Raw genomic sequence first — 25,924 nt, 5'->3', positions numbered from 1 at the left:
TCCGGTAGACGATTCTGCCCTAAAGTTTGAGTATAGGAGGTTCGACTGGCGCTTCGTCAACATCATCACCCGCGCCCTGGTGGCACTGGGCCAGCGCCCGGACTACGCCCGTATCGCCCGCCACGTTATCAACATCGACGAACTATTTATCGACTACGCCCGCGTCTTTTTGACCAGCCACGACCGCCAGGCATGGGACAACGTGGTACGGATTGCCGGTGGCATCACTGAGAAAAACACGCCACGTAATCTTCAGGGAAGGGACAGCTACGTCGTCGCGCTGGAGCAGTACCTTTCAACCACCCGATTACACGACACGATCCTCGACGGTCTACGTACTGCCGTGCGCTATGACAAAACCTATTTCGATAAGATCGTCGCCTCGCTGCTGCCACTGCTGGGAAAACTGACCACCAGAAAAATCTCCCAACTGCTGGCCCCGGACTACGGCGACCTTAACGACCCGCGCCCGGTATTTAACTGGCAGCAGGCGATTATTTATGTGTAAGCGTACAGCGAGAACCGTATTGACGGGGATGTGTTATTCAGTTGGCAGTGTGATGCGCCAGGGTAGCAGCTCGCTGACCCGGTTGACCGGCCAGTCAGCTATGACGTCAAGGACATGGCGAAGGTAGCTTTCTGGATCCACGCCGTTCAGTTTGCACGTCCCGATCAGACTGTACAGCAACGCTCCCCGCTCACCACCGTGGTCTGAGCCGAAGAACAACCAGTTTTTACGACCCAGACTGACCATCCGCAGCGCATTTTCAGCGATGTTATTATCGGCTTCGGCCCAGCCGTTTTCTGCATAGTACGTCAGGGCCGGCCACTGGTTCAGGGTGTACGTGAACGCCTTTGCCAGCTCCGAGTGTCGCGACAGCGTTTTCATTTTTTCACGCAACCAGCTTTCCAGGGTACTAAGCAGCGGTTTCGTTTTCCGCTGACGTTCAGCAAGCCGTTGTTCCGCCAGCATTCCTCTTATTTCCGCCTCCACGGCATACAGTTCGCCGATACGCTTCAGGGCTTCCTCCGTCAGGGCTGACGGCGTGCGAACGTGCACATCGTGGATTTTACGGCGGGCGTGAGCCCAGCAGGCGGCTTCCGTTATCCGGCCATCGCGGTACAGCTCGTTGAACCCGGCGTACGCATCCGCCTGTAGCACACCGCTGAACCCCGCAAGATGGGTCTGCGGATGGATGCCTTTTCTGTCGGGGCTGTAGGCGAACCACACCGCCGGTGCCAGCGCTGACCCGGCGTTGCGGTCATCACGAACATACGTCCACAACCGCCCGGTCTTCGTCTTCTTATTGCCCGGCAACAGCACCTGGACCGGGGTATCATCGGCATGGAGTTTACCGTCAGTCAGGACATAGTCCTGAAGCGCCTCCTCCAGCGGGGACAGCAGCCGGCAGCATGCATCCACCCAGCCCGACAGCAGTGAACGGCTCAGTTCCACGCCCTGGCGACCGTATATTTCAGACTGACGATACAGCGGTGTGTGCTCTGCATACTTTGAGGTCAGCACGCGGGCCATCAGCCCCGGTCCGGCGATACCCCGCTCAATGGGGCGCGAAGGCGCGGGGGCCTGCACGATGGCATCACATTTTGTGCAGGCATGTTTTTCCCGTACGGTCCGGATCACCCGGAAGGCGCTGCGCATCAGCTCCAGCTGTTCAGCGGCATCCTCACCCAGGTAACTCAGCGCACCACCACACTCCGGGCAGCAGGAACCCGCTGGCCGCAGGCGTTTTTCATCGCGGGGGAGTGATTCGGGGAACGGTTTGCGGGTGCGGGTCTGACGCAGAGTGCGCTGTACTGCCGGGTCATCCACCCGACCGGTCAGCGTATCGCTCTCTTTCTGAAGCCGGTTCAGATCGGCTTCCATTTGTGCGATACGGCGGGAGACTTTTTCGGAACGGCTGCCGAAGTTCATCCGGCGAAGTTTATCCAGCTGCGCCTGCAGATGGTCTATTTCGCGCTCCCGGTCTGCCAGCTTTTCCAGCAGGGCACGGTTCAGCGCTTCCTGTTCGGCAAGGCGCTGTTTCAGCAGAAGGATGTCGTCAGAAGAGATGTCATTCATAAGCCAGCATTTTACCAGGCTTATTCTGCGACAACCAGGATAAAGAAGCCTACAGCATGGTCAGGGAGGTCAGCAACCGCTTCGGCTGTCGCCAGTCGATGCCTTCCAGCAGCATTGCCAGCTGCGCCGGGGTCAGGAACACTTTGCCATCGCGAGCTGACGGCCAGGCGAAGCGCCCGCGCTCCAGCCGTTTGGTCAGCAGGCACAGCCCGTCGCCGGTGGACCACAGAAGTTTAACCTGACTGCCGCTGCGGCCCCGGAAGATGAAGACATGGCCGGACATCGGTTCGTCTTTCAGCGCCGTCTGCACTTTTGCAGCCAGCCCGTTGAAGCCGTTTCTCATATCGGTAATACCGGCAACCAGCCAGATTTTGGTGCCTGTTGGTAGCGGGATCATCGCTTCAGTTCCTGTATCAGCAGAGTCAGAAGCTTTTCGCTGACAGTGCCGTTGAGGCGGAGTGTCCCGTGCCGGAACGTTACCTCACAGCAGATGCTGAGCTCTGAGTCCTCAGCGGGCGGTTCTGGTTGTACGGCGGTGGCATCGAGAGTCACAGGAAGTAACTGAGGACTCTCAGAGGAAGGTAATAGCAGCTTTCCCTCGCGCCACTGCTGGCGCCATTTAAAGAGCAGATTGGCATTAATGCCATTTTCAAGCGCCAGTTTTGAGATGGATATCCCGGGTTCGCAGGAGGCAGCAACGAGTTGCTGTTTAAACTCAGGAGAATAATTAGGGCAGCCTTTACGCCTGCCGGGAGTCATATTTTTCTGCATATCTAACACTTTGGTTCCCACTACTTATTTGGTGGACACCACTTTGTCGGATGCTTCAGATTATGACCAGACGGTTCACGCTGTACGCTTACATTTATGTCGGGCTGGATGCATTGTCTGACGCAGAAATTGCCGCCGCTGTCGGCAACTCAATGTTCGCCGATTTGGTCAGCGTCGCCGGACATATCTACAAGCACGGCGTGATGGATGGCCTGCCGCAGACGGAAGAGAACCCGGCCATCAACCTGCACTGCGATGAGTTCAGTGAACTGATGGGCGATGAATTTATTCCGCTAATAAATAAAGGCGGCGGCGCAGGTGTAGAGGTTACGGCCTACACCCAGACGCTCTCCGATATCGAAGCCCGCATCGGCGACCGCGCCAAAGCGGACCAGGTCGTCGGCAACTTCAACAATCGGATCATGATGCGGGTGCGGGAATCTGCCACCGTCGAATTGTTGACGAAGCAACTGCCGCAGGTGGATGTGCTCAGCAACAGCATCAGTTCCGGCGTTGCCGACAGCGCCGACGCACAGGGCAACATCGGTTTTTCCAGCAACACCCAGGATCGGATGAGCAGCATACAGGTGCCGTTACTGGAACCCGCCTCACTGGTACAGCTTCCCAAAGGGCAGGCGTTCGCTCTGCTGGAAGGTGGTCAGCTCTGGAAGCTACGCATCCCATTACCGGACGCAGCACACGATCCGCTGATGCCGGAAAGCATCACACACATAGCCCACTATATGGAAAAACAGTACGACAGCACGCCCATATGGTGGGACCGCCCGGAGACAGTTGTAACGGCGAAAAATGACCCTATTTTATGGCTGAATGACAGCGAAACCACGGAGAAACAGACCGATGATACCCCGGACACACCGCCAGCTCGTGAGCGTTGAAGTGATGTGGCCTGCACAAACACTGCCTCTTCCCCTGCAACAGGCGGTGGAAGCGCTGACGCAGGGAGAAACGCCCGACCAGATTATCGCTCGCATGAATTTGCAGGGCTTTCAGGCATGGCGCGAAGCTACATCGCCGCAAGGCGAACACGACATTTTTCAGATACGACTGGATGAGGCACACGAGGCACGGTTCCTCTGCCGCTACATTACTCTGCCGCTGCACTGATGCCCGAACATGCGCCACCAGGCCCCGTGCGTCGCCCCGGACTGCTCGGCTGGATAGCATTACTTCCCGGCGTGCTGGTCGGCTTTTGCCTCGGCGCGTGGATGCTGGCGATAACGCTGGAGTGGCTGGGCGAGGCGTTTTTCTGGCGGAACACCTGTGCCAGTCACAGTGAGCAGGTATTGCAGGTGACATGGCAGTGGTGGAAAAGCTCTGCTGGCGCACCGATGTGGTTAGTAGAAGACCTCGCGATTGTCAGCGATACGTTGCAGCAAGGGATTGCGGCGCTGGTTCATTCGCTCAACGGGCAAAGCGGGTTGTTCTGGACGGAAACCATCACTACGGTGATCCGCTGTGCGTTACTGTCTGCGAGTAAGTTACCCTTACCTTTCTGCTGCGCTGGCTATTTTATTGCAGGCGCTACCACAGTTTGTGCTGATCATTGTTATAGGGCTGATTGACGGGCTGGTACGCCGCGACTTACGGCGATTCGGCGCAGGCCATGAGTCCGGGTTTGTTTATCATCATGCAAGGCGTATGATCGGCTCCAGCCTCGCGGCAACGGGGCTGGCGTGGCTGGCGTGGCTGGCGTGGCTGGCGGTGCCAGTTTTTCTGGAATCAAGATATATTGTAATACCTGGAGTGATGCTGAGTGGGCTCGCGGGTTCAGTAGCGACGGGAGCATTCAAAAAGCATTTGTAATGCAACCTAGATAGTACTTATTCACCCAGCCATAAACTCAAGACTGATAATACCAAAGCACTGGCCGTTGATAATTGTTTTTTTTGTGAAAAAATCGACTAATTAACACGCTGGTCAAAAGCATATGTTTTTGTAGTAAAATCAATACAATTTGACTCCTAACAAGATATAATGGCTGTTCGTTTTATCTAATAAGTTACTCAAATTATTTTCAGCGGAGTGGATATTCATTAAATGAGCTTACCTGAGGAAAAAATAGCTAAACGAGCACTGAAAGCCATTGAATTTATTTGTCGACAGCTCTCGCGCTTTGCAAAAATGACACCCGTTGAGCTTATGGCTTACTTACGAAAGAATCCCAAAGATGCCTTTTGTAATATTCCCCATCCGAAAGGAAATGGACATATCCATTGTGGTTCTCTTGCCTGGAACAAGCTGAATGAGCTTGTAGACCTCACTATCGAATTGGATCACGGTCTTGGGCGACGAGTAGGCCGCAAACTCGCAAAGGAAGCCGTAATAAATGCTTTTGTTAAAAGAGTATTACAGGAGGCACGTGGAGTTGATCAGGAAACCGCAATGCTGCTTCTTAAAGACGCTTTAACGATTTTGAGAGAAAAGCTTGTAGTTATCGAACACTACCTACCGTGTGTGCTTTTCCCTGGGGATACACCTACTGAATTCAGCGTTGGTCCTGTCACATTCGTCCGTCGCTCCAAGTTCTTCGATGATAAAAAATCAGTACTAAAACATAGTATTCATGTTAACACGAAGGCGCATATTCAGTGCGTAAAGGAAGCGATTGCTCAAGGTTTCCCACAAGAACGCACGCACACTAAAGATGAATCAAGACAACTAGTGCGTAAATTACAGTCCCGAGCAGTCAAAGCCTACAAAGACTATCCATGGATTGCTTGTGTGAAAGTGAGTGATTGTGATGAAGCAATCTCTAAAGAACGAGCGCTCCAAGCTACAGAGATGGCGCTTCACATCATCCGTATCCTCTTGGGAGCTAAACCGACAAGGGAAATTAGGCTAGCATGGTCACGCAGCGGAGCTCTGCGCTCGGCACATTTGCACGCTGATGTACATGGTGTGATTCACGCAAGTCTCTGCGCTGATTCTTTAGAACCGGTTGGTGTAATAAACTGGCATGAAGCATTGATAAGGGCAAATTTAGAATTAGACATCCTCGGTTCTGCTTTGATATCCATAGTCAATCCAGTAGAAACTACTCACCTTCACCAGCGCCTTATTGACGCTATCAATTGGTTTGGGGACGCGGTTACAGATTCAAATGTACATTCGAGTATCGTAAAATACGTATCTGCAATTGAGCGGTTGTTCTTCGGTAAATTCGAAGCAGGGCGTACAAAATTGTTTGCCGGTCGGGTTAGGGATGTGTTGAAAGCTTTCAATTGTGATGAAGAGCATCATGTTTACACTAAAGCTCTAGAACTATACAAAACTCGTTCGGCTTTAGTACATGGTGAACAATTTCGCACTGAAGATGAATCCTTTAACAGTATTAATATTGCATCAGAATTAAGTAGGATGTGCCTTCTATGCTCTGCACAGCTTTACTCCATGATGCTACAAGCATTCGAAAATCCTAATAATGCAAAATTAGAAGAAATCATGAAGCGCATAAACGATGAAGGGTTGAATTGGCTGGCAGAGGCTGCAGCATTAGGCTGTGCAAAACACTCTCCAATCAGATAAACCATGAACCTTATTAGAAACGGGCGTTCAAAAGCATATTTTGAGCGCCCTGTTATCAATAAATCGCTCAGATAAATCATTATATTGAGCCTGTAGTATCTTACTTAGTAATTTACATTCCACAGGGCATGGTATCATTCTCCAAAAAGCAATAAAGTAAAGGAACATATCCACAATAGCTGTATATAATATAAAATATTCTCAAACAGAAATGTATTCATACCTATAAATGGGCAATATAAAAGATAAAATGGTGAGAGTCAGAATGTAAGCGCACCCGTTTTAGTTCCACGCACTTTTTGAGATTTCCGGGGTTTCAGCCATCAGCCGGTATTCTTCCGGCGTCAGGTTATTCAGGGATTCGTGGGGGCGCTCGCCGTTATATTCAGCCAGCCAGCGCTCTGTAATTTCCCGTGCTTCATTCAGTGTTCTGAACAGATAAAAATCCAGTATTTCTGTTCTGTATGTCCGGTTGAACCGTTCGATAAAGGCATTCTGCGTTGGCTTGCCGGGCCTGATAAACTCCAGCATCACACCATGCTCTTCTGCCCATTGTGCCAGCGTCAGCAAGACCAGCTCCGGACCGTTATCCATCCGCATCTTCAGCGGATATCCGCGGTTTGCCACGATCCTGCCCAGCACTCTGACAACCCGCTGCGCCGGGATATTCAGGTCAATTTCGATCGCCAGCGCTTCCCGGTTATAACCATCCACCACGTTGAAGGTTCTGAAACGTCTGCCGCACACCAGCGCATCGTGCATAAAATCGATGGACCAGCTCTGGTTCATCGCCTCTGGCGTTGCCAGCGGAGCCGGATTGCGCACCGGCAGGTGCTGTTTTCCCTTACGGCGAAAATTCAGTTTCAGCAGGAAGTAAATCCGGTGAACGCGCTTATGGTTCCAGGCGTTGCCCTGCCTGCGAAGGACCTGAAAAAACCTTTTATATCCGTATCGCGGATAGCGTTCAGCCGCCACGGTCAGCGCCATAATGACTGGCTCATCACGTTGCGTATCCGGCTGATAACGAAATACCGTCCTGCTCAGCGACAATATCCTGCATGCCTGACGTAAGCTCATGGCAAACTGCGCGGTCAGATAGCTGACCAACTCACGCTTTATCGCTGGTTTTAAAGCTTTTTTTCAATAACGTCTTTCAATGCGCGGCACTCGAGGCTCAGGTCCGCAAACATCTGTTTCAACCGGCGGTTTTCATCTTCGAGGTCCTTCATCTTTTTGATATCAGAGGCTTCCATACCGCCGAACTTCGCTTTCCAGTTGTAGTACGAGGCCTCAGAAATCCCGGCTTCGCGGCACACATCTTTGACGGTGCGTCCGGCTTCGACGGACTTCAGAACGGCGATGATCTGGTGTTCGGTGAATCGGGCTTTGCGTATGGCGATCTCCTCCAAGGATATATTCAGTATGCCGGAAGATCTCTAAATGTGAATGGTCCGGTTTACCGGGATGCTTACAGGTTGACTCAAATTGACTTCTGTTGAAAGGAGAATCGCGAAAAGCCTTGCGTAGCGCGGATTTCAGGCACAAAAAAGACGTCCGTCGACGTCTATTGATGTTCCGATGGTGCCGAAGGCCGGACTCGAACCGGCACGTATTTCTACGGTTGATTTTGAATCAACTGCGTCTACCGATTTCGCCACTTCGGCACTGAAGGGGATGCGGAAACGTTCTGGATTATACCTGTCGGCGGCGGTCATGCAAGCGACAGCGTGCCGTCATTACGCTAAGTGTTGAAAAAAACAGCGCTATCCTGCGCGGCGTCACCTTTTGCTGCCGTTCCATAGCGCGACTGCCACCAGCCCCCTCCTCTCACCCTCCCGCAAATCCAACTCCACCTGCCAGCCGTTTCCCCTTCTCCCCCAGCACTCCCAAATCCCACTCAAATTCATCTCAAATTATTCTCACCCCACTCTCACCCGCATCCCCATCACAATCCATCTCTCCTCAAACAAATGCCCAATATCCACTCCCCAACTATTCCCACAATCCCAACCTCCACCATTCCCATATATTCCAGAAAGTTTTAGCCAATGCCTTTTAGTTATTCATCCGCCTCGCAGCAAAATATTAATTTCATCAATATTTTTATAACTTTACATTAATGAAAAGTTTTCTTTTTGCCGTTTATTCCAGGATTTTCCTCAGGCGTGAAGGGTTCCGGTAAACACTAATTTTACTAGTCGCTGTACGAGTCTTGATGGACATATTCATTCGATGAATTAACTCAGGAGAATACTTGTGACGACGTTAAAACCTTTGCTGGCCCGCAACCGCAGCTGGGCGCTGCAGAAGTGTCAGCATGATCCGGATTATTTCGAAAAATGGGTCGACGGGCAGCGGCCCCACTCGCTGTGGATCGGCTGCTCCGACAGCCGCGTGCCCGCCGAGGTGCTCACCGGCAGTCAGCCCGGCGAGCTCTTTGTCCACCGCAATATCGCCAACATGCTCGACCCCGCCGACGACAACGTCATGAGCGTCCTGCAGTATGCCCTCCACTACCTTGAGGTGGAGCGGGTGGTGCTTTGCGGCCACTACGGCTGCGGCGGTGTGCAGGCGGCGCTCTCCCTGCCCACCCTGCCGCTGGCGCAGGAGTCCTCGGCGCTGGCTCGCCGCATCGGCCAGTTGCGCCGCACCCTGCATCAAGAAATTGCGCAGATTGCCGATGGGTGTGGTGTTGAGGCTTCCCCCGGCGCCGGCGCCAGCACCGACGCGGAGCCCTCTCGCCATGCGCTGGACGCCCTGGTGGAAGCCAACGTTCGCGCCCAGTTCACCCGTCTGCTGGAGAGTAAGCCGGTGCAGACGGTGCTCGCCAGCGGGCGGCCGCTCAGCCTGCACGGCTGCGTCTACGATCTGGCTTCCGGCCATTTAACCACCCTCGTCGAACACCTCTCACCGCAGGAGCACGCCCCATGAACACGCTTCGTCAGGACTCTCTCGCCGGCATCGTCGTCTTCCTTGTCGCCCTGCCGCTGTGCCTCGGCATCGCCCAGGCCAGCGGCTTACCGCCTTTCGTCGGCCTGCTGACCGGCATCATCGGCGGCCTGGTCGTCACCGCCCTCAGCCCCTCCCGCTTCGCCGTCAGCGGCCCCGCCGCCGGACTGGTCACCATCGTCGTCGCCGCCATTGAATCCCTGGGTTCCTTCTCCCTCTTCCTGATGGCGCTGGTGCTGGCCGGCGTGCTGCAGCTGCTGTTCGGCATCTTGCGGGCCGGGCGCTTTATCTCGCTGGTTCCCGCCAGCGTCATCAAAGGCATGCTGGCGGCGATCGGCATCCTGCTGATTATGCAGCAGATCCCCGTTGCGCTCGGCAGCGCAGAAGAGACCGGGCTCGTTGATATCGTGAAGGGTAACGCCACCTTCTCCCTCAGTGCTATCGCCGTCGCCGCGGGCGGCCTGCTGGTGCTCTGGCTGTGGGGCTCGCCGCTTATCCGCCGGGTGAAGAGCCTGCGCTGGATCCCCGGGCCGCTGATCGCCGTCCTGCTCGGCTGCGTGACCACCCTGCTGCTGACCCATTTTGCGCCGCAGCAGCTGGCCGCTCTGCCGCGTATTACCCTGCCGGCGTTCGGCAGCCTCGGCGACCTGCTGGGCGAGCTGGAATCTCCGGCGTGGAGCGCGTGGCGCAACCCGTCGGTGTGGGTGGTGGCGGTAACCCTGGCGCTGGTCGCCAGCCTCGAAACCCTGCTGAGCCAGGAGGCGCTGAAAAAGCTGCGTCCGCAAAATCCGCCGCCTTCGCCGAACCGCGAAATGGTCGCCCAGGGCGTGGGCAATCTGCTCTCCGGCGTGCTGGGGGCGATGCCGATCACCGCGGTGATCGTCCGCAGCTCGGTGAACGTCAGCAATGGCGCGCAGAGCAAACTGTCGATCTTTATCCACGGCGTACTGCTGTTGATCTGCGGCCTGTGGTTCAGCGGCCTGCTAACCTTAATCCCGCTCGCCAGTCTCGCCGCCGTGCTGCTGTATACCGGCTATAAGCTGGCGACCCCGCGGCTGTTCATCGAGCAGTTCCGCCAGGGGGCGGCGCAGTACGTCCCGTTCCTCGCCACCATCGGCGGGATTATCGCCTTCGGCATGCTGGCGGGGATCGGGATTGGCCTTGCCACCCAGATGGCATTCAGCCTCTGGCGCAGCCATCGCCACTCGCTGCAGCTGGCGCGCTACGATGACCACTACGTGCTGCGCATCCAGCAGAATCTGACCTTTATGCACAATCCGCATCTGCTGGCCCTGCTGGCGAAAATTCCGGAAAAGAGCGTGGTGATCGTCGAGCACGATAGCGTCGGCTACCTCGACCCGGACGTGCGCGCAGTGCTGGATGATTTTGCCGAGAACGCCCCGCAGCGCGGCATCCGCCTTAATCAGTGGCCGCTCACCAGCCGCTGACCTTAACGGGCGGCTGGCCCGCCCGCTTCGCGACCCCTCCGATTGCCAAGCGCCGGGGAATACCATGCTCTACACTTTCTGGGTTATCACGCCAACCCCAAGGAAATGAACATGAGCATCATTAAAAGCTACGCCGCCAAAGAAGCGGGCGCCGATCTGTCGCTGTGGGAATACGATGCCGGCGAGCTGCAGCCGGAAGATGTCGAAGTTGAAGTGGAATACTGCGGGATCTGCCATTCGGACCTGTCGATGATCGACAACGAATGGGGGATGTCGAGCTACCCGCTGGTGGCCGGTCACGAAGTGATTGGCCGGGTGGCGGCGCTGGGCAGCGCGGCGCAGGATAAAGGGCTGAAGATTGGCCAGAAGGTCGGCATCGGCTGGACGGCGCGCAGCTGCGGCCATTGCGACGCCTGCATCAGCGGCAACCAGATCAACTGTCTGGAAGGCTCGGTGCCGACCATTCTCAACCGCGGCGGCTTCGCCAATAAGCTGCGCGCCGACTGGCAGTGGGTGATCCCCCTGCCGGAGAGCATCGATCTGGCGTCCGCCGGCCCGATGCTGTGCGGCGGCATCACCGTCTTTAAACCGCTGCTGACCCACCACGTCACCGCCACCAGCCGCGTCGGGGTGATCGGCATCGGCGGCCTCGGCCATATCGCTATTAAGCTGCTGCGGGCGATGGGTGCGGAAGTGACCGCCTTCAGCTCCAACCCGGCCAAAGAGCAGGAAGTGCTGGCGATGGGCGCCGATCGCGTGGTCAACAGCCGCGATCCTGAAGCCTTAAAAGCGCTGGCCGGTCAGTTTGACCTGATCATCAACACCGTGGCGGTGGACCTCGACTGGCAGCCGTACTTCGAGGCGCTGGCTTACGGCGGCAATTTCCACACCGTCGGCGCGGTGATGAAGCCGTTCCCGGTGCCGGCCTTTACCCTGATCGGCGGCGACCGCAGCATCTCCGGCTCGGCGACCGGTAATCCGTCCGAACTGCGCACGCTGATGAAGTTTGCCGGGCGCAGCAAAGTGGCCCCGACCACCGAGCTGTTCCCGATGTCGCAAATTAACGAAGCGCTGAAGCACGTTCGCGAAGGCAAAGCCCGCTACCGCGCGGTGCTGAAAGCCGACTTCTGATGGTTCTCTCCCGCCGGGCAGCCCGTTCGCCCGGCGTTTTCCCCGTCGCTTCATCAAACCGTCATCTCCCCGCCATGCCTCTGTAGTTATTTCTTCCCACAATCCGGGCTTCGATAAATGGCTGAACGAGATGCGCGTCACCATGAGAAAGACCTGGCTTCCCTGGCTGATCCTGTCGCCTTCCCTGCTGTTTTTACTGCTGTTTACCTGGTTCCCGCTGGGGCGTTCGGTGTATGACAGCCTGTTTGATACCCGCATGGCCAGCGACGGCGCGCAGTACGTCGGGCTGGATAACTTCGCCCGCCTGTTTGCCGACGGCGTTTTCTGGCAGTCGCTGGTCAATAATCTGCTCTATATCCTGCTGACGGTGGTGCCTGGGGTGACCCTCGCCCTGCTGCTGGCGGTCGCCCTGAGCGAGAACCATCGCGTCAACCGCTGGCTGCGCACCGCCTTTTTCTTCCCGATGATTATCCCGATGGTCAGCGCCGCCGCGCTGTGGCTGTTTATCTTTATGCCCGGCCTCGGCCTGCTCGACCACTATCTGGCGAAGCTGTTTGGCCCAATGAACAACAACTGGCTGGGACGCAGCAACAGCGCGCTGCTGGCCCTGGCGTTGATCGGCGTGTGGAAGTTCGCCGGCTACTACATGCTGTTTTTCCTCGCCGGGCTGCAGAGCATTCCGGCCTCGACGCGGGAAGCGGCGCTGATGGAGGGGGCTACCCGCACGCAGGTCTTTTTTAAGGTCACGCTACCGCTGCTGCGCCCGACCCTGAGCTTTGTGATCACCACCGCGCTGATCTACTCCATCACCCAGATCGACCACGTGGCGGTGATGACCCGCGGCGGGCCGGACAACGCCACCACCGTGCTGCTCTATTACATCCAGAATCTCGCCTGGGATACCCACGACCTCGGTAAAGCCTCCGCCGCCACCTTCCTGACGCTGGCCGGGCTGTTCGCCTTCTCGCTGATTAACCTGAAACTGCTGGAGAAAGGAGCCCACTATGAGCGCTGAAATCTCGCCGCTGCTGGTCCGCACGCCCGCCGCCGCCCGTCCGCTGTGGCTGCGCCTGCGCCGCTCGTCGCCCTTTACGCTCACAGTATTAATGTGCTGCCTGGCGCTGCTGTGGGTCAGCCCGTTTATCTGGATGCTGGCGACCTCGTTCAGCGCCACCACCTTCGGCGACGATATGGCGTCGCTGCTGCCGCGCCTGCCGCTGACCCTCGATAACTTCCGCGACGCCTGGCAGAGCGCCGACTGGCTGAGCCTGTACGCCAACACCCTTATCTTCACCTTCGGCACCTTCTGCGTGCAACTGTTGACCATCACCACCGCCGGGTACGTCTTCGCCTGCCACGAGTTTCGCGGCAAGCAGACGCTGTTTCTCCTGTTCCTGGTGCAGCTGATGATCATGCCGGTGGTGATGATGGTGCCGAACATGCTGACCCTGAAAACTTTCGGCCTGCTCAACACCCTTACCGGGGTGATGATGCCCTACTTCACCTCGGCGTTCGGCGTGTTCCTGATGCGTCAGGCGTTCCTCGCCATCCCGAAAGAGCTGGAGGAGGCGGCGCTGATGGAGGGCTGCCGCTGGTGGCAGGTGCTGTTCCGCGTACTGCTGCCGATGTCCTGGCCGTCGGTGCTGGCCTTCGCCACCGTCAGCATTACCTACCACTGGAACGAGTACCTGTGGCCGCTGATGATGCTCAACGATCCCGATAAGCAGGTGCTGACCGTCGGGCTGGTCTCCTTCGCCATGGGCGCCGAATCCGGCGGCCAGTGGGGCACCATCGGCGCCGGGACGCTGATGGTCTGCCTGCCGCTGATGCTGGCGTTCATCCTTTTTCAGAAACAGTTCCTGCGGAGCTTCGGCTTCTCCGGGATCAAATAAGGAGTGATTCATGCTGTTAGCGCACATTTCCGATACCCATTTCCGCAGCCGCGGCGAGAAGCTGTACGGCTTTATCGACGTCAATGCCGCCAACGCCGACGTGGTCTCCCAGCTTAACGCGCTGCGCGAGCGCCCGGACGCGGTGGTGGTGAGCGGGGATATCGTCAACTGCGGCCGCCCGGAGGAGTATCAGGTGGCCCGCCAGATCCTCGGCAGCCTGAACTATCCGCTGTATCTGATCCCCGGCAACCACGACGACAAAGCCCATTTTCTTGAGCATCTTCACCCGCTGTGCCCGCAGCTGGGCAACGATCCGCAAAATATGCGCTATGCGGTGGATGACTTCGCCACCCGCCTGCTGTTTATCGACTCCAGTCATGCCGGCACGTCAAAAGGCTGGCTGACCGACGAGACCATCAGCTGGCTGGAGGCGCAACTGTTCGAGGGCGGCGACAAACCGGCAACGATCTTTATGCACCACCCGCCGCTGCCGCTGGGCAATGCGCAGATGGACCCGATCGCCTGCGAAAACGGCCACCGTCTGCTGGCGCTGGTGGAGCGTTTCCCGTCACTGACGCGCATCTTCTGCGGCCACAACCACAGCCTGACCATGACCCAGTATCGCCAGGCGCTGATCTCCACCATTCCCGGCACCGTCCATCAGGTGCCGTACTGCCACGAAGACACCCGGCCCTATTACGACCTCTCCCCGGCCTCGTGCCTGATGCACCGTCAGGTCGGCGAGCAGTGGGTGAGCTACCAGCACTCGCTGGCCCACTACGCCGGGCCGTGGCTGTACGACGAAAACATCAGTTGCCCAACGGAAGAGCGCTAACCGCCATGCTCAGTCTGCAAAACATCAGTAAACGTTTCGACGGCAAACCGGCGCTCAGCGCCCTGTCGCTGGATATTCACGAAGGCGAATTCGTGGTGCTGGTCGGCCCGTCGGGCTGCGGGAAAAGCACCCTGCTACGCCTGCTCGCCGGGCTGGAACCGGTCAGCGAAGGCCAAATCTGGCTGCATGATGAGAACATCACCGCCGCCACGCCGCGCGAGCGCAACTTCGCGATGATCTTCCAGAACTATGCCCTGTTCCCCCATCTGTCGGTGCGCGACAACATCACCTTCGGCATGAAGGTGCGCAAGGAAGAGAAAAGCAGCTGGCAGCCGCGGGTGGATAAAGTGGCGCAGATGCTGCAGCTGGAGGCGCTGCTTGACCGCAAACCGGCGAAGCTCTCCGGCGGCCAGCGCCAGCGGGTGGCGATGGCCCGGGCGATTGTGCGCAATCCGCGGCTGTTCCTGATGGACGAGCCGCTCTCCAACCTCGACGCCCGCCTGCGCAGCGAAGTGCGCGACAGCATTATGGCGCTCCACCAGCAGCTGAAAACCAGCACCATCTATGTGACCCACGATCAGACCGAGGCGATGTCGATGGCCGACCGCATCGTGGTGATGAACGGCGGCCACGTACAGCAGGTCGGGCGCCCGGAGTATCTGTATGCCAATCCGGCCAATCTGTTCGTCGCCGGGTTTATCGGTTCGCCGGCGATGAACCTCCTGTCGCTGCCCTGCGCCAACGGTGAAGTACTGTTGGGAGAACAGCGCCATCCGCTGCCGCCGCGCCACCGGGATCAGACCCGCATCTGGCTGGGCGTTCGCCCGGAACATATTACCGACCGCGTGGAGGAGGGCCATCTGCGCCTGCCGGCCACCGTTCTGCAACGAGAACTGATGGGGGCCGATTATCTGCTCCACGTCAGCACCCCGATCGGCACCCTGCGCTTTAGCCGCCGCCACCGCGGCACGGTGCCGGAGAAAGGCGAGTCGCTACCGATCGGCTTTTCGCCTGCCGATGTGCATCTTTTTCATGCTGAGACCCAGCATAATTTAGCGCCGGTACATCAGGCGTAATTGTTGCAGTCAGTTTGGACGCGGACAGCGCGGAAGAACCGGAGCGTACACGTAGTACGTGAGGATTCTGAGCACTGCCCAGGGCCAAACTGGCAAATAAAATAGCCTGTGGACAGGTGCTTACTGATGGAGACAGATCATGTTTAAACCCCTCACGCTAGTCGCGGTTGGGCTCAGCCTCGCCCTGAGCGGCGCGGCGCTGGCGAAAGAGAAAATAGACTTCATGTTCCCGGCGCCGGTGGACGGCAAGCTAACCATGGAGATGACCCGCGTCATTAAGCAATTCAACGACTCGCAGCAGGATGTCGAAGTGCGCGGGATCTTCACCGGCAACTACGACACCACCAAGATCAAAGCCGAATCGGCGCAGAAGGCCGGCCAGCCGCCGGCGCTGGTGATCATGTCCGCCAACTTCACCACCGATCTGGCGCTGAAGGATGAGATCCTGCCGATGGATGAGCTGTTTAAATATGGCGATCAAAAGGCCGGCGATTTTCTGCACAAGGAATTCTGGCCCGCGATGCATAAGAATGCCCAGGTGATGGGCACCACCTATGCGATCCCGTTCCATAACTCGACGCCGATCCTCTACTACAACAAGACGATGTTCGATCGGGCCGGGATCAAACAGCCGCCGCAGACCTGGGCCGAGCTGCTGGCCGATGCCAAAAAGCTGACCGACGAAAGCAAAGGCCAGTGGGGGATCATGCTGCCGTCGACCAACGACGACTACGGCGGCTGGATCTTCTCGGCGCTGGTGCGCGCCAACGGCGGGAAATACTTTAACGAAGACTATCCGGGCGAGGTCTATTACAACTCGCCGACCGCCATCGGCGCCCTGCGCTTCTGGCAGGATCTGATCTACAAGGACAAGGTGATGCCGTCCGGGGTCTTGAACTCGAAGCAGATCAGCGCCGCGTTCTTCTCCGGCAAGCTCGGGATGGCGATGCTCAGCACCGGCGCGCTGGGCTTTATGCGCGAGAACAGCAAAGATTTTGAGCTTGGGGTAGCGATGCTGCCGGCCAAAGAGCAGCGTGCGGTGCCGATCGGCGGCGCCAGCCTGGTGAGCTTTAAAGGCATCAACGAGGCGCAGAAGAAAGCGGCGTATCAGTTCCTGACCTATCTGGTGAGCCCCGAGGTGAACGGCGCGTGGAGCCGCTTCACCGGCTACTTCTCGCCGCGCAAGGCGTCATACGATACGCCGGAGATGAAGGCCTATCTGCAGCAGGATCCGCGGGCGGCGATCGCCCTTGAGCAGCTGAAGTACGCCCATCCATGGTACTCCACCTGGGAGACCGTGGCGGTGCGTAAGGCGATGGAGAACCAGCTGGCGGCGGTGGTCAATGATGCCAAAGTGACGCCGGAAGCGGCGGTGCAGGCGGCGCAGAAGGAAGCCGACGCGCTGATGAAACCGTATGTGGATAAGACCGCGCTGGCGGAAGTGAAGTGACGCGTTACCCGTCATCGTCATCCTCACCCCGGCCCTCTCCCTGAGGGAGAGGGAACTGTCCGGCGCTGTGGTTAAGCCCTGGGTCCGGTTGAGAAAGGAAAAAAGCAGGCCATACCCGGTATGGCCTGAAAATGTCACAACGATTAGATCCCTGCCGTTTCGCGGATATATTTGCGCGCTTTGACGGCGTATTCGAAAGGATTGGCCAGGGCAGGATCCTGCTCGGCTTCCACCACCATCCAGCCTTTATAGCCAAAATCGTCCAGCAGCTTGAACACCGGACGGAAATCGATCACCCCGTCGCCCGGGACGGTGAAGGTGCCTTTTTTCACGCCGTCGAGGAACGACAGGCCGTCGCGGCGCACCTGGTCGATCACCGGCGGACGGACGTCTTTCAGGTGAACGTGGTTGATGCGCGGCAGATACTTTTTGAGGATCGCCAGCATCGGCGCTTCGCCGCCTTCGGAATACCAGGCGTGGCCGGTGTCGAACAGCAGGAAGACGCGCTCGTCCACCAGCGACATAAATTTGTCGATTTCCGCGGTGGTCTGAATGCCGGTGCCCATGTGGTGGTGCAGACAGACCTGCATCCCCTTCTCCGCCGCCAGGCGGCCGAGGGTGTTATAGCCTTCCGCCACCCGCTGCCACTCTTCGTCGCTGAAGCACGGCTTCGCATCGCCGAGGATCGGTTTATCCAGCCCCTGGATGCTGCCGCTCTGCTCGGAGCAGCCAATCACTTTCGCCCCCATCGCATGAAGGAAGTTCATGTGATTGACGAATTCATCAATGGTTTTTTCCCGCTGGCCGTTGGCGAAAAAGGTACTGAACCAGGCGTTGCAGATCTGAATGCCGCGGATGTCCAGCATCGGCTTGAGAACCGCCGGGTCGCGCGGATATTTGCTGCCGACTTCGCTGCCGGTAAAGCCGGCCAGCGCCATTTCGCTGACGATCTGCTGGAAAGTGTTTTCGCTGCCGAGCTCCGGCATATCATCGTTAGTCCAGCCGATCGGGGCGATAGCCAGTTTGACGTTATCTTTGTTCATAGTAGGGCTCCTGCCGCTGCGCCTTACTGGCGCAGCAATTCACGTTCAATAAGTTCACGGGTTTCCACTGCCTGGTATTTCAATTTTTCCGGGTAGCCAAACAGCGAGGTGGCGACAATCGGCTCCCCGCCGACCTTGAAGGTCTGCTCGGCGAATTTCATTTCGCGCAGGGTGCGGAATAGCGCGTCGAAATCCACATCCCCTTCCCCGACGCCTACGTGCTGGTGCACCACGGCATCCACGCCCGGCGGGTTAACGATATAGCGGCAATGTTTCGTATGGTTGCGGGTGTCCGCAATCAGGACATGGGAGAGATCGCTCCCGGCATAGCGCAGCATGCTCGCCACGTCGCCGACGCCTTTGTCGTAGAAAAAGGTGTGCGGCACGCTGTAGACGTACTTCACGTTATCGCTGCGGAACGACTTCACGATATCGACGGTTTCATTGTTCTCTTCGCAGAAATCCCAGGGATGCGCCTGGATCTCCACGCGGATGCCTTCCCGCTCAAAAATCGGCAACAGCTCTTCCATTGAGCGATAGAACATTTCATCGCAGATCTCAGGCTGATTCGGATCGCCGGAGAACTCGGTGTTGATCACCTGAACGTCCATCTCCACCGCGATTTCCACCAGCCGTTTCCAGTTTTTCACCGCCGCCTGACGGCGCAGTTCGTCCGGGCCGGACCAGCGGTAGACGCAGATAAACGACGACAGCTCAAGGCCGGTATCGCGCAGCGCCTGCTTGTACTCCGCCATGATCTCCCGGCTGGCGCGCGGGTGCTTGTAGAACGGGTTAATCTGCGGGTGCGGCGACTGTTCAATGTACTTGTAGCCCCACTCCGCTACCTGATGGACCATGCGGGTGATCCCGAGGTCCTTAATGACATCCACATCAAAGGCAATTTTCATCGTCGTTACCTGTGCAAAGAAGTTCCGTCAGCAAAACGCGCTTAACGTTTGTAGAATGCCGGGCACTCAGGCAGCGTCACTTCAACCGGCTCGCTGGTTCCCTGCGCTTTAATGCAGGCGTCCGCCGCCACCGACGCCGCGTAGCCGTCCCAGGCCGACGGGCCGTGCAGCTGGCCGGCTTTGACGTCGTTGATAAAGGCCTGCAGCTCGACGTCGTAGGCTTTGATAAAGCGGTCTTTCCAGTCGGTGAGAATGGCGGTCGACAGGCTGGCGGACTTGCGCATCTGGACGGCCGACGGCTCCGGCAGACGGGCAATCCCGGTTTCGCCGACCACTTCGCACTGGATGTCATACCCGTACTGGCAGTTCACGAACACTTCGACGTCGATCAGGGTGCCTTTTTTGGTTTCAAAGGAGACGATCTGCGGATCTTTCAGGCGCGCATGGGTGTGCGAGGTGGAGCGCGGGAAGCGCACCTGCACGGAACGGTAGTCATCGTTCAGCACCCAGCGCAGCACGTCCAGCTCGTGGATCAGGGTGTTGGTGATCGCCATATCGGTGGTGTAGTTCTCGCCGACCGACTGGTTGCGGTGGGCGCAGCGCAGCATCAGCGGCGCGCCGATATCGCCATCGTCGATCACTTTTTTCAGCGCCAGATAGCCTTCGTCGTACGGGCGCATAAAGCCAACCTGCACCAGACGACGGCCGGCCTTCATTTCGGCATCGACGATGCGGCGGCAGCCTTCCGCGGTCATCGCCAGCGGTTTTTCGCAGAATACCGGCTTACCGGCGGCGATGGCGGCCAGGGTGTACTCTTCGTGGGTCGGGTCCCAGGAGGTGACCAGGATGGCATCGACATCGCTGGCGTTAATCACGTCGTGGCCGTCGGCGTAGACTTCCGCCTGCACGCCCGGCAGCGCGACCGCCGCGCGGGCGTTGTCGGCATTGATATCAGACACCGCCACAACGGTGGCCCCCTGCAGAACCTGGGTGCAGCGACGGATGTGTTCTTTACCGATAGCGCCAGCGCCGATGACACCTAATTTGAGCGACATAATGGTTTTCTCCGTAAGTCTGTAGGATTCAGAGTGGATGTTCGTTTTAGTAATCACGCGCCTGGGCGCGCTTTTCATTAATCATTTGCGCCACTTTGCGGATCCGCTCAGAGAGCGCCGTCTGGGCGACCCCGACGTTCCACCAGCTGCCGTATTTGTGCACCATGGTCTTCGGCAGCACTTTAATATCAATCAGGGTGCTGACCGTTTCGCGACGGGCGGCGTCCAGCGCGTGGCGCAGTTCGTCCAGGGTGGTGACGCGCCAGGTTTTGCAGCCGTAGCCGGCGGCGATGGTGGCGAAGTCCACCGGCACCAGGCCGCCCTGCAGCTGGCCGGTTTCCGGCTGGCGGTAGCGGAACTCGGTGCCGAAGCTGTCCATCCCGTGCTCCATCTGCAGGTTGTTGATGCAGCCGTTGGCCATGTTGTCGAACAGCACGACGTTGATCTTCGCCCGCTCCTGCAGGGAGGTGACCAGCTCAGAGTGCAGCATCATGAACGAGCCATCGCCGACCAGGGAGTAGACTTCGCTCTGCGGCTGCGCCAGCTTCACGCCCAGCGCCGCGTTGACTTCGTATCCCATGCAGGAGTAGCCGTACTCCACGTGGTAGGTGTTTTCCGCGCGGTTGCGCCAGACGCGCTGCAGATCGCCTGGCAGGCTGCCCGCCGCCGCGACGATCACCGCCTCGGCCGGCAGCGTTTCATTCAGTACCCCAAGAACGCTGCTCTGGGTCAGGGTGGAGTCGGTGATCTGGCGGAACTCGCGATACACCGATTCACGATCGAGATGATCGTCGATCTCCGGCACAAAGGATTTCTCCTGCCACACCGCCTGGTAGACGCGCTGGGTCTCTTTTAACTGACGGCTCTGCACGCTCTCGATCTGCGCGCCCCAGCCGGCCTGCCAGCCGCTGTCCGCCAGCGCCGCGTCGAGAGCGGTCATCGCTTCCCGGGCGTCCGCCAGCATGGCAATGCCGTCCAGCTTCCAGGCGTCGAAGTTGCTGACGTTAATATTCAGGAAACGGACCTCCGGGTGCTGGAAAATCCATTTCGAGGCGGTGGTAAAATCGCTGAAGCGGGTGCCGACGCCGATCACCAGGTCGGCCTCTTTCGCCAGCAGGTTCGCCGCCAGACAGCCCGTCTCGCCGACGCCGCCGACGTTCAGGGGGTGAGACGAGACCACCGTCCCCTTCCCGGCCTGGGTTTCGGCGAAGGGCACCCCGTAGCGCTCGGCGAAACGGGACAGCGCTTCGCCCGCGCCGGAGTATTTCACCCCGCCGCCGCAGACGATCAGCGGTTTACGGCTGCCTTTGATGGCCGCCACGGCGTCCGCCAGCTGCGCGGCGCTGGCCGGGCGGCGGTCGAGACGGTGCACGCGGCGCGCAAAGAAGGATTCCGGGTAATCCCAGGCTTCGCCCTGCACGTCCTGCGGCAGGCACAGCGTTACCGCGCCGGTTTCCGCCGGGTCGGTCAGGACGCGCATGGCGTTGATGCAGGCGCTCATCAGCTGTTCCGGGCGGGTAATGCGGTCCCAGTATTTGCTGACTGCGCGGAAAGCGTCATTGGTGCTGATGCTGAGATCGTAGCTCTGTTCAATCTGCTGGAGCACCGGATCCGGCTGGCGGGTGGCGAAGACATCGCCCGGCAGCAGCAGCAGTGGGATGCGGTTGGCGCTGGCGGTGCCGGCGGCGGTGATCATGTTGGCCGCTCCCGGACCGATGGAGGAGGTGCAGGCGATAATCTGCCGGCGCAGGGCCTGGCGGGCAAAACCGGTGGCCGCGTGGGCCATCCCCTGCTCGTTGCGCCCCTGATAGACGCGCATATCGCCGCTGTCCTGCTCCAGCGCCTGCCCCAGCCCCAGGACGTTGCCATGGCCGAAAATCGCGAAAATGCCTTTCACGAACTTCAGCTCTACGCCATCCACTTCCAGGTACTGGTTATCGAGGAACTTCACCAGCGCCTGCGCCGTTGTCAGTCTCAGTTTGCCCATGATGCACAATCCTTATTGTTCAGTATTTGTGTGTGGCGTCGCGCCGATGCCGCCGGGGCCGTCGTTCACGTCACTGGAATACCTGTGGATTATAGGCAAACATTTTTTTCATTAAATACAAATACAGAAGAAATATTTCATTTTGCGAGAAGGATCAAACTCTCTACCCATTTCATACGTTTCACTTACATTCCAGACACGTTTTCGGGCCCTTTTTTGCCGCACCAGACGGCAACATCCCCTTAAAAATCATAGGTAAATGGATGACATTTGGCGTTTCATTTTCCCCCGGGTCGACAGAGGGGGCGATCCGCGCTCGCGCGAGGCTCAGTGCGGCAGAGTGGTAGATCCCTCACACTTTTGGTTTTTTAATTTCGAACGAGTTTGCAAATGAAATATTTATTTCTCAAACTAAGGGTAACCAATAACCCTCAGGCTGTTCACGGAGTCGACGTCGGGATCCCGACCCTTCCAGGCAGCAGACACCAAAAAGGAAATCCTAGCTATGAATGCAGCAGTAAAGCGGCTCGACGTCATCTGTATAGGTCGGGTGGCCGTCGACCTCTATGCCCAGCAGATTGGTTCGCGGCTAGAAGACGTTGCCAGTTTCGCGAAATATCTCGGCGGCTCCTCCGGCAACGTGGCCTTTGGCACCGCGATTCAGGGGCTGAAATCGGCCATGCTGGCGCGCGTTGGCGATGAACACAACGGCCGTTTCCTGCGCGAAACGCTCAACCGCGCCGGGGTGGATACCGAGTATCTGATTACCGACAAATCTCGCCTGACCGCGCTGGTGATGCTGGGGATTAAGGATCAGGAGACCTTCCCCCTGATTTTCTACCGCGATAACTGCGCCGATATGGCCTTAACGCCTGACGACATTAGCGAGGAGTATATTGCCTCCTCCCGGGCGCTGGCGGTGACTGGCACCCACCTGTCGCACGCCAACACCCGCGCCGCGGTGCTGAAGGCGCTGGAGTACGCCCGCCGTCACGGCCTGCGCACCGCGCTGGATATCGATTACCGTCCGGTGCTGTGGGGGCTCACCTCGCTCGGCGATGGCGAAACCCGTTTCATTGAGTCCGGACCGGTCACCAGCCAGCTGCAGGAAGTGCTGCATCTGTTCGATTTGGTGGTGGGAACCGAAGAAGAGTTTCATATTGCCGGGGGCAGCACCGATACCCTGACCGCGCTGAAAAATGTGCGCAATGCCACCAAAGCCACTCTCGTCTGCAAGCGCGGGCCGATGGGCTGCGTGGTGCTGGAAGGCGACATCCCGGACAGCTGGGACCAGGTGCCGCTACAGCAGGGCGTGCGCGTGGAGGTTCTCAACGTGCTGGGCGCCGGGGATGCCTTTATGTCGGGTCTGCTGCGCGGCTGGCTCAACGACGAAGGCTGGGAGCAGGCTTGCCGTTACGCCAACGCCTGCGGGGCGCTGGTGGTCTCCCGCCACGGCTGCGCGCCGGCGATGCCGACCAAAGTCGAACTCGATGACTACCTGCAGCGCGCCGAATCGGTGCCGCGCCCGGACGTCGACGAGCGCCTCAACCACCTGCACCGGGTCACCAGCCGCCGTCAGCAGTGGCCGGAGCTGTGCATTTTCGCCTTTGACCATCGTAAACAGCTGGCCGATCTGGCGCGGGAGACCGGGCGCGACGAAGCCTGCATTCCGCAGCTCAAGCTGCTGTTGTTGGCCGCGGCCGAAGCGGCGGCGCAGGAGGCAGGTCTCGATCAGCGCAGCGGCATTCTGGCCGACGGTACCTACGGCCAGCGTGCGCTCAACGCCATTACCGGCAAGGGCTGGTGGATCGGGCGCCCTATCGAACTGCCCAGCTCGCGACCGCTGCGTCTGGAGCATGGCAACATCGGCTCGCAGCTGATCGACTGGCCGCTGGAGCATGTCGTCAAATGCCTGGTCTTCTATCACCCGGACGACCCGGCGGCGCTGCGTGCAGAGCAGGATGCCCTGCTGCTCGAGGTCTGGCAGGCCTGTAACAAGTCAGGCCATGAACTGCTGCTGGAGGTGATCCTGCCGGAAAATGGCCCGGACAAAGACGAGCGCCATTACCACACTATGCTGGAACACTTCTATCAGCTGGGGATCAAGCCGGACTGGTGGAAGCTGCCGCCGCTCTCCAGCGCCAGCTGGCAGCAGATCACCGCGCTTATCGAGCGTGAAGATCCGTGGAGCCGCGGGATCCTGATCCTCGGGCTTGACGCGCCTTCCGACAAACTGCGCGCCGGTTTCGCCGAGGCGGCCGCACACCCGATGATCAAAGGTTTCGCCGTCGGGCGCACCATCTTTGGCCAGCCGTCGCGGCGCTGGATGCAGGGTGAGCTCAGCGATGAGGCCCTGATAGAGGAAGTGAAACGCAACTACCTGACGCTTATTGGCTAATGGCGCGAAGCCCGCCGCTGATCCCCCGACGCCCGTCTCCGTCACCTTGCGGAGCGGGCGTTTTTCTGTTTCTTCGTGAAATGAATCGCGTATTTCGTCGCAATAAATGAAAAATTCGCTTCATTTGGTACACTGGAAGCCATATTCCTTCCATTTTCTCAGAGCGCACTTTATGGCCAATAACCCAACACAGCTGACCATCCTGCAGGATGAAATCAGGCGTCGCTACGATACGTTAAGCAAACGCCTGAAACAGGTCGCCCGCTATATCCTTGATAACAGCAATAGCGTGGCTTTCGATACCGTGGCCTCCATTGCGCAACAGGCGGATGTTCCCCCTTCCACGTTGATTCGTTTTGCCAACGCCTTCGGCTTCAGCGGCTTTAACGAAATGAAACAGATGTTCAAGCAACATTTGATGGAAGAGACCGCCAACTATACCGAGCGCGCCCGTCTTTTCCGCCAGACCACCAGCGATGAGTCCAGCCCGCCGGAAACGCCGACGGAAATCCTCAATATGTTCACGATGGTGAACAACCAGGCGCTGCAGCAGCTGGCGATGCAGACCTCCAGCGATGATCTGGAGCGCGCGGTGGCCCTGCTGGGCGAGGCGGAAAATATTTACGTCATTGGTCTGCGCCGGTCGTTTAGCGTCGCCTCCTATCTGACCTATGCGCTGCGTCACCTCGATCGCAAAGCCTTTCTGATCGACGGCCTCGGCGGCATGTTCACCGAGCAGCTGAGTCTGGTCGGCCCGAAAGACGTGGTGGTGGCGGTGAGCTTCTCGCCGTACGCCCGGGAAGTGGTCGAGCTGGTGGAGCTGGGCGCGCAGCGCAAAGCGCGGCAGATCGCCATTACCGACAGCCAGGTCAGCCCGCTGGCGGCCTTCAGCGATGTCTGCTTTGTGGTGCGTGAAGCGCAGGTGGATGGCTTCCGCTCGCAGGTTGCTTCCCTGTGTCTGGCCCAGACGCTGGCGGTCTCGCTGGCGCTGAACAGCAGCCAGGAGTCCGAGGCCAAGCAGAAGGCGTGAGATAGGCTGCCTGGCGTTTGTTACTCGGCGGCGCAGTATAGGCTTACGGGAGGATGCCGTAGGCCGGATAAGCGTAGCGCCATCCGGCACAAGACGGGTACAGTGCCGGAGGTTCCTCCCCGGCGGCGCTGCGCTTGCCGGGCCTGGGGTATATGCGCCTGCGGGGTGCCGGAGATAATGTTATTGGTATGCAACTCTATTAATCCGGGTAAAGCGTTTGTCGCATGTGATTTCAGCGCACATTGCGCTCCCGGTTAATCGTCTGCGTTCTGTCTCTTATGGCGCAGGGAGCGCACAGGGGGCGGCCAGTCGCCGCCGCCCC

20 protein-coding genes, 1 tRNA gene and 3 pseudogenes are annotated in these 25,924 nt (G+C 58.5%); 15 read left to right on the top strand and 9 right to left on the bottom strand.

The genetic code is table 11. The features are described from left to right. Positions 1-31: 31 nt before the first annotated feature. Positions 32-496, top strand: a pseudogene (locus tag BHE81_RS01815) (conjugative coupling factor TraD, PFGI-1 class); the annotation flags it as partial. A 45-nt stretch (positions 497-541) separates the two neighbouring features. Here the strand turns inward: BHE81_RS01815 and tnpC are convergent. The 3 genes from tnpC to tnpA are packed head-to-tail and all read right to left on the bottom strand — an operon-like array spanning position 542 to position 2,851. Then, positions 542-2,080 (bottom strand): IS66 family transposase, encoded by a 1,539-nt coding sequence (tnpC, locus tag BHE81_RS01810; protein ID WP_016808813.1) that lies wholly within the window; start codon positions 2,078-2,080, stop codon positions 542-544. Positions 2,081-2,129: 49 nt separating this feature from the next. After that, positions 2,130-2,477, bottom strand: a complete 348-nt coding sequence (tnpB, locus tag BHE81_RS01805; RefSeq protein WP_004114612.1) for an IS66 family insertion sequence element accessory protein TnpB — start codon at positions 2,475-2,477, stop codon at positions 2,130-2,132. Further along, positions 2,474-2,851, bottom strand: a complete 378-nt coding sequence (gene tnpA / locus BHE81_RS01800) for an IS66-like element accessory protein TnpA (protein ID WP_004114613.1) — start codon at positions 2,849-2,851, stop codon at positions 2,474-2,476. The genes tnpB and tnpA overlap by 4 nt, the downstream gene beginning before the upstream one ends. An 86-nt stretch (positions 2,852-2,937) precedes the next feature. On the opposite strand from tnpA, the pseudogene BHE81_RS01795 reads away from it, so the two are divergent. The 4 genes and pseudogenes from BHE81_RS01795 to BHE81_RS01780 all read left to right on the top strand — a co-directional run. Continuing rightward, positions 2,938-3,750 (top strand): annotated as a pseudogene (locus BHE81_RS01795) (TraM recognition domain-containing protein); the annotation flags it as partial. After that, positions 3,713-3,979 carry a hypothetical protein gene (locus tag BHE81_RS01790; RefSeq protein WP_004178415.1) on the top strand — a complete coding sequence of 89 codons (267 nt, stop codon included), beginning with the start codon at positions 3,713-3,715 and terminating at the stop codon, positions 3,977-3,979. The pseudogene BHE81_RS01795 and the gene BHE81_RS01790, both read left to right, overlap by 38 nt. Then, positions 3,979-4,678, top strand: a pseudogene (locus BHE81_RS01785) (DUF4400 domain-containing protein). Before BHE81_RS01790 ends, BHE81_RS01785 begins: the two are co-directional and overlap by 1 nt. A gap of 234 nt (positions 4,679-4,912) precedes the next feature. Further along, positions 4,913-6,400: a HEPN domain-containing protein gene (locus BHE81_RS01780; RefSeq protein WP_021441098.1), complete on the top strand. Its 1,488-nt coding sequence runs from the start codon at positions 4,913-4,915 to the stop codon at positions 6,398-6,400. Positions 6,401-6,682: 282 nt separating this feature from the next. Here BHE81_RS01780 and BHE81_RS01775 read toward each other — a convergent pair. Together BHE81_RS01775 and BHE81_RS01770 are read right to left on the bottom strand one after the other, a co-directional pair. Next, positions 6,683-7,794 (bottom strand): IS3 family transposase gene (locus BHE81_RS01775; protein ID WP_104467992.1). Its coding sequence is split into 2 segments (ribosomal slippage): positions 6,683-7,533 and positions 7,533-7,794, totalling 1,113 coding nucleotides; the frame shifts between segments, so codons are not numbered across the junction. Positions 7,795-7,979: 185 nt separating this feature from the next. Then, positions 7,980-8,064 (bottom strand) — tRNA-Leu (locus tag BHE81_RS01770). Positions 8,065-8,656: 592 nt separating this feature from the next. Between BHE81_RS01770 and BHE81_RS01765 the strand changes: the two genes are divergently transcribed. The 8 genes from BHE81_RS01765 (at position 8,657) to BHE81_RS01730 (ending at position 17,181) form a co-directional block, all read left to right on the top strand. Further along, positions 8,657-9,331, top strand: coding sequence for a carbonic anhydrase (locus BHE81_RS01765; RefSeq protein WP_032428490.1), 675 nt, complete (start codon positions 8,657-8,659; stop codon positions 9,329-9,331). Next, complete coding sequence (locus BHE81_RS01760; RefSeq protein ID WP_149888780.1) at positions 9,328-10,797, top strand: SulP family inorganic anion transporter; 1,470 nt, start codon at positions 9,328-9,330, stop codon at positions 10,795-10,797. The genes BHE81_RS01765 and BHE81_RS01760 overlap by 4 nt, the downstream gene beginning before the upstream one ends. 111 nt (positions 10,798-10,908) lie before the next feature. After that, complete coding sequence (gene ahr, locus BHE81_RS01755; protein WP_004178400.1) at positions 10,909-11,928, top strand: NADPH-dependent aldehyde reductase Ahr; 1,020 nt, start codon at positions 10,909-10,911, stop codon at positions 11,926-11,928. 130 nt (positions 11,929-12,058) lie between these two features. Further along, the gene (locus tag BHE81_RS01750) at positions 12,059-12,943 is read left to right on the top strand and encodes a carbohydrate ABC transporter permease (RefSeq protein WP_012737244.1); all 885 of its coding nucleotides are present in this window, start codon (positions 12,059-12,061) and stop codon (positions 12,941-12,943) included. Beyond that, on the top strand, positions 12,933-13,820 hold the full coding sequence (locus BHE81_RS01745) for a carbohydrate ABC transporter permease (RefSeq protein ID WP_004177643.1): 888 nt from the start codon (positions 12,933-12,935) through the stop codon (positions 13,818-13,820). The genes BHE81_RS01750 and BHE81_RS01745 overlap by 11 nt, the downstream gene beginning before the upstream one ends. Before the next feature lie 10 nt (positions 13,821-13,830). Then, positions 13,831-14,655 (top strand): phosphodiesterase, encoded by an 825-nt coding sequence (locus BHE81_RS01740; RefSeq protein WP_002886979.1) that lies wholly within the window; start codon positions 13,831-13,833, stop codon positions 14,653-14,655. A gap of 5 nt (positions 14,656-14,660) precedes the next feature. After that, positions 14,661-15,731, top strand: coding sequence for an ABC transporter ATP-binding protein (locus BHE81_RS01735; RefSeq protein ID WP_021441087.1), 1,071 nt, complete (start codon positions 14,661-14,663; stop codon positions 15,729-15,731). A gap of 139 nt (positions 15,732-15,870) precedes the next feature. Beyond that, positions 15,871-17,181: an ABC transporter substrate-binding protein gene (locus BHE81_RS01730; RefSeq protein ID WP_021441086.1), complete on the top strand. Its 1,311-nt coding sequence runs from the start codon at positions 15,871-15,873 to the stop codon at positions 17,179-17,181. Positions 17,182-17,324: 143 nt separating this feature from the next. On the opposite strand, the gene iolE is transcribed toward BHE81_RS01730, so the two are convergent. Genes iolE through iolD form a run of 4 tightly spaced genes read right to left on the bottom strand, consistent with a single transcriptional unit; the run spans position 17,325 to position 22,174 of the window. Continuing rightward, a complete protein-coding gene (gene iolE / locus BHE81_RS01725) occupies positions 17,325-18,224 on the bottom strand; it encodes a myo-inosose-2 dehydratase (RefSeq protein WP_002886970.1) in 900 nt (299 codons plus the stop codon). Positions 18,225-18,247: 23 nt separating this feature from the next. Beyond that, positions 18,248-19,132: a sugar phosphate isomerase/epimerase family protein gene (locus tag BHE81_RS01720; RefSeq protein ID WP_110246467.1), complete on the bottom strand. Its 885-nt coding sequence runs from the start codon at positions 19,130-19,132 to the stop codon at positions 18,248-18,250. 41 nt (positions 19,133-19,173) lie between these two features. After that, the gene (locus BHE81_RS01715) at positions 19,174-20,187 is read right to left on the bottom strand and encodes a Gfo/Idh/MocA family protein (RefSeq protein ID WP_110246468.1); all 1,014 of its coding nucleotides are present in this window, start codon (positions 20,185-20,187) and stop codon (positions 19,174-19,176) included. 46 nt (positions 20,188-20,233) lie between these two features. Beyond that, a complete protein-coding gene (gene iolD, locus BHE81_RS01710; protein WP_004186736.1) occupies positions 20,234-22,174 on the bottom strand; it encodes a 3D-(3,5/4)-trihydroxycyclohexane-1,2-dione acylhydrolase (decyclizing) in 1,941 nt (646 codons plus the stop codon). Positions 22,175-22,679: 505 nt separating this feature from the next. Between iolD and BHE81_RS01705 the strand changes: the two genes are divergently transcribed. Both BHE81_RS01705 and BHE81_RS01700 read left to right on the top strand, forming a co-directional pair. Beyond that, positions 22,680-24,572 carry a bifunctional 5-dehydro-2-deoxygluconokinase/5-dehydro-2-deoxyphosphogluconate aldolase gene (locus BHE81_RS01705; protein ID WP_102007679.1) on the top strand — a complete coding sequence of 631 codons (1,893 nt, stop codon included), beginning with the start codon at positions 22,680-22,682 and terminating at the stop codon, positions 24,570-24,572. A 172-nt stretch (positions 24,573-24,744) separates the two neighbouring features. Further along, positions 24,745-25,602 carry a MurR/RpiR family transcriptional regulator gene (locus BHE81_RS01700; RefSeq protein WP_004152190.1) on the top strand — a complete coding sequence of 286 codons (858 nt, stop codon included), beginning with the start codon at positions 24,745-24,747 and terminating at the stop codon, positions 25,600-25,602. Positions 25,603-25,924: the final 322 nt, after the last annotated feature.

Origin of the sequence: Klebsiella sp. AqSCr, from assembly GCF_008452795.1 — a bacterium.
GTDB lineage: Bacteria > Pseudomonadota > Gammaproteobacteria > Enterobacterales > Enterobacteriaceae > Klebsiella > Klebsiella pneumoniae.
Note: the sequence above shows the minus strand (reverse complement) of the source record. Positions and strands in the feature narration are given on the sequence as shown.